Origin of the sequence: Stenotrophomonas sp. PA-6-5C (genome assembly GCF_021605635.1) — a bacterium.
GTDB classification, from domain to species: Bacteria; Pseudomonadota; Gammaproteobacteria; order Xanthomonadales; family Xanthomonadaceae; genus Stenotrophomonas; species Stenotrophomonas lactitubi.
On sequence record NZ_WKEE01000108.1, the window covers coordinates 1 to 3,695 of the forward strand.

General features: G+C 61.0%; 4 protein-coding genes. 2 read left to right on the top strand and 2 right to left on the bottom strand.

Features of this window, described 5'->3' with window-relative positions; genetic code table 11:
• Positions 1-449, bottom strand: a 449-nt coding sequence (locus GIW57_RS23585) for a GNAT family N-acetyltransferase (protein ID WP_236513137.1), incomplete at its 3' end; no start/stop codon positions are given.
• Between the two features lie 192 nt (positions 450-641).
• Between GIW57_RS23585 and GIW57_RS23590 the strand changes: the two genes are divergently transcribed.
• Positions 642-1,484, top strand: coding sequence for a hypothetical protein (locus tag GIW57_RS23590; RefSeq protein ID WP_236513139.1), 843 nt, complete (start codon positions 642-644; stop codon positions 1,482-1,484).
• Between the two features lie 768 nt (positions 1,485-2,252).
• Here GIW57_RS23590 and GIW57_RS23745 read toward each other — a convergent pair.
• Complete coding sequence (locus GIW57_RS23745) at positions 2,253-2,381, bottom strand: hypothetical protein (protein ID WP_265350025.1); 129 nt, start codon at positions 2,379-2,381, stop codon at positions 2,253-2,255.
• A gap of 1,021 nt (positions 2,382-3,402) precedes the next feature.
• On the opposite strand from GIW57_RS23745, the gene GIW57_RS23595 reads away from it, so the two are divergent.
• The coding region (locus GIW57_RS23595; protein ID WP_236513141.1) for a hypothetical protein at positions 3,403-3,695 on the top strand (293 nt) is incomplete at its 3' end.

Consider the following 3,695-nt stretch of genomic DNA (forward strand, 5'->3'; position numbering starts at 1 on the left):
GCCATGAACAGCAGTTGCGCCGTAGATTCCTGCTCAACCGCGACGAATCCGAGGTTGCGATACAAGGCCATCGCGGCCACGTTGTCACGATACACGCGCAGGGTGAGGCGCCGGACACCATCCACCTGCAGCGCCTGCCTGCTCAAGGACTGCATCAGTACACGTCCGAGGCCACGCCCCCGCGCCTGCGGAGAAACAATGATGCGGCCGAGATGTGCGGTATCGGCTTCGGTCCGCCAGTACTGGCCGAAGCCAAGGCAGTTGTCATGCGCGTCCAGCAGTACCCAGCCAGGGCGGATCTCCAGTTCCAGGGCGTGGGCCAGGCAATCCGGCGCCAGCGGAAATGCGACGCCAGGCCCTGCCCAGCGCTGGGTGGAGGCAGCCGAATCAAGCCAGCTGGCAATGGTGGCGTAGTGCGATGACTGCACAGGCTGCAGGTGCTCGGACATGGTCATTCGGCGGAGGAGACTTCCGCAATGGTGAGCCCTCTGCGGCAGGAAATCACGTTGCGCGGTACCGCATGGACAAAGACGGCAACCGCTTGGCCAATGCTGGATATACTTGGCACGCGGTGCGCAGGAGAGATGGCATGCCGGCGCAATCGAATTGACAGCATTGACCGATCATGGAAGACACCACGCATGCGCCACTATGTTCTCTTCGCCGCAATGGCGGCAACGTTCCCATGCCTCGCTGCGGACAATACATCGCAGCAAGCCTGTGACTCCGTGAATGACGCTGTGGGGTCCATTCGCCTGAAGGGCAACGCCCTGCATGTGGCGGGCAGGCTGTTCACCGAGCTCGGCGTCCGCGATGAGTTTACCAGCCGGTCGGCGTATGAAGAGCGCGCAGTTCGAAGCATTGAAGCCATCGGGGTACGCAATGGGCAGATCTGCTTCCGCGACGATGAAAGTGCCTATACGACCTACGACGCCGACACGCAGAAGCTGCGCGTCCACGCGCTGAACAAATTCATGTCGGGGGCATCCGATGGGCAGAAGTATCACTTGGTCTACGCCATGCTGATGACCATCAGACATGGGAAAGGCAGTTCCTACATCGGTACGAATGCGTTCGGCGTGACCGCGAATGTCCGCAAGGGCACCAGCGAAACGGTGAACCTGGCTTTCCCCATGCAGTACATTGATTCGATCGCCAACACGCCATGGACAGAGAATTCGGCCGCTGCATTGCACCTCAACTTCGATGTTCAGCCTGAAGTGGCAAGATCCCTGAAGAACGACGTTGCCCTCGTCTATCAGGTCGAAATCACACCTCCGTACTACCTGCAGAACGTGGACTACCGGTCTCCGACGCTGAGCAGCCCCAACGATCGGGAGATCCACCAGAAGCTGCTGTTTGCGAAGCTGGTGGCGGTATCCCTCCAGCATGCGAAGACCGGCGCCCTGGTTGCCACCATCCAGATGGATGGGGAATCACCTCGCCAGCGCGTGGATCCGGTTTCCACACCCGCGCCCAAGTAGTGCCTCAGAACAGTTCACCGCTTCCAATGGAGACGCCGCATGCGTGGAATGGCTCAACGCCTCGGGAAGGAGTTTGTTGAGATCGCCCGTCGAACTGGAGGCGGAAGCGAGATCAAGTTCTACAGCAGGTTCCTGAAGCATCGGCAGGCTCGCTACATCGAGGCCGCCACCCAATGCGGTGCCCGCTCGAAGTAGCTCCAGCGCCTCGAACGTCCCGAAGATCGAAAATCATGGGGATCAACTGCCCGAGCTACCCTGGCGGACAGCGACCAGTCGCAACCGATCACAGGATTGTAGGTCGTCATCTCCCAGTGCATCGCTACTGTTGCCCACCTACTCGGAGGACTCCACGCCTCTGCGGAGCCTTGAGCGGCGCCAGCCGCCATGCGACTTGAAGTAGCCGGTATCCCCGGTAAGGGAGTACCTGAGTCCAGCCCACGCCGAGATCAGAATCGGAGCGTGCCAGCCGCGTGCTTTTTGATAGGCGTATCGGTACGCCTCCATCATCGTGATCCCTTTCGTCGCGCTGCGCGCCGGCCAGCGGCCGCCTTCCAACACAGCGCGGTTCCATGGATAAGCGCCAGCAAAGCGCCTGCTGCCAGCACCGCGCAGGCTAAAGAGATAAGCAGATTCAAGGCAGAGTCCTACAAGCCCGTGGGGGAGCAAGCACCGTCGCGCGCTCGGGCATTGAGCGCCCAGCAGTCCCCCTTCCGCTATGACCTCAACATTGCCGCGGAGGCATGAATGAGGTGTGAAATCCGTTCCGGATCAGCCCAGCTCGGCCTGCACCAGCACCTGCCTGTAGCGATGGAACTCCGCCGGGCCCGGGTGGTTGAACAACGCGGCAGCCGCCAGCGGGTCCAGACGTGTGCCCATACCGCCCAGCCGCTCGTCCATGACGATCCAGAGCTGCAGGGCACATGCTGCCGCCGCCTCCAGCCATGGCGCCCACCACGTGCAGGCAACCGATCACCACCCGCCCCGCACCAAGCGCAGGCCGATATCGAAGTCGCGCTTCGAACCTGCATCGATCGTCATCGCCTGCGTCTGCGGCTCGATCCGGACCAGGCGTATCGCTCGCGCGTGTAGCAGTCCTTGCCCAAGGGGCTGCGGAGGCGGCACCCGACCCGCTTAGCCTGTCGAACGCTTGCCGCGCGCTCTTCCTTCACGTCCCACATCTTCTGGGCTTACATCCAGAGCCGCACACCTGGACGGCCATCAAGCTCCACCGCGGCCACCTCGTGGCCATTCCACCGCAGCGTCCAGCGCTCGCCTGTCTGGACCCAGCCAAAGGGGATCGGGGCAGCGCTGAAGCCTTGGTAGCCGTGTGCGAAGGAAGCATGGCCGGGAGCATACGAGCAAGGGTCGCAGATCCTGCGAACGGCGGGCGATCTGCCTGAACCCTTCCGAATCCGTGCCGGCTGCGCGCTGCTCAGAGCGCTCCACGGTCCCTTAGCAAGGCAACGCAGTCGCTACAACCTCTGCGCCCATATAGACATAACATGAACCAAGCCCTCACCTACTGGGGGAGGTGTGCTCCAGCCCCGTTGGTCATAGAAGAGGGACTCGCAACTCCCGTCGACTTTGCCCGCTCAGTGCCCAGCTGTGCCACTTGGAGATCCGAATGCAGATTGAGCATCAAGCCGCTAGATCAACTTGTCGGTGCCGTTCGCTTCTTTTGCCACTTCTCTTCGCAGCAACCCTAACAACCTCTTGCTCAAAGCCGGAACCAACACCAGTTCCGCCTGACATTGAGACATCACCCTGATAAGAACTCTCTTCCAAGGCTCCCCATTTACAGATTGCCAAACATGGCTCAGATCCATTCGCAGGTGGGGTCGCCGCCGCACAACAGCTCCCGAAAGTTCCGCTCGCGGATCTCTACCCCTCGCTTCTTGCGAGAGCCGAAGCTGGTGACTTGGAAGCGAAGCGCCAATTGTTCTTGGCCTTGAATGAGTGCCGCACGAGCTTACAGCTCCGCGAACCATCTTACGGCGCAGACACAATCGTTGACCCGGAACTACTCAAAGCTACAGGAATGACGCGCGAGCAGTTCCTGGTCGATCAGCAACGTCGCTCTCTCCTCAGCACAGACCGAATGCTTGAGCAGTGCGAGGCGTTGCCAACAGGCGCAATCGGAGATGCAACCAAGTGGTTGGTAGAGGCGGCGGAAGGAGGAGACGCCTACGCGCAACTGGCCTTCTTCAACTA

Bases quoted from the DNA above. Each gene is read 5' to 3' on its own strand.
- GIW57_RS23590 (WP_236513139.1), top strand. From the start codon at position 642: ATGCGCCACTATGTTCTCTTCGCCGCAATGGCGGCAACGTTCCCATGC.
- GIW57_RS23745 (WP_265350025.1), bottom strand. From the start codon at position 2,381: ATGGACGAGCGGCTGGGCGGTATGGGCACACGTCTGGACCCGCTGGCG.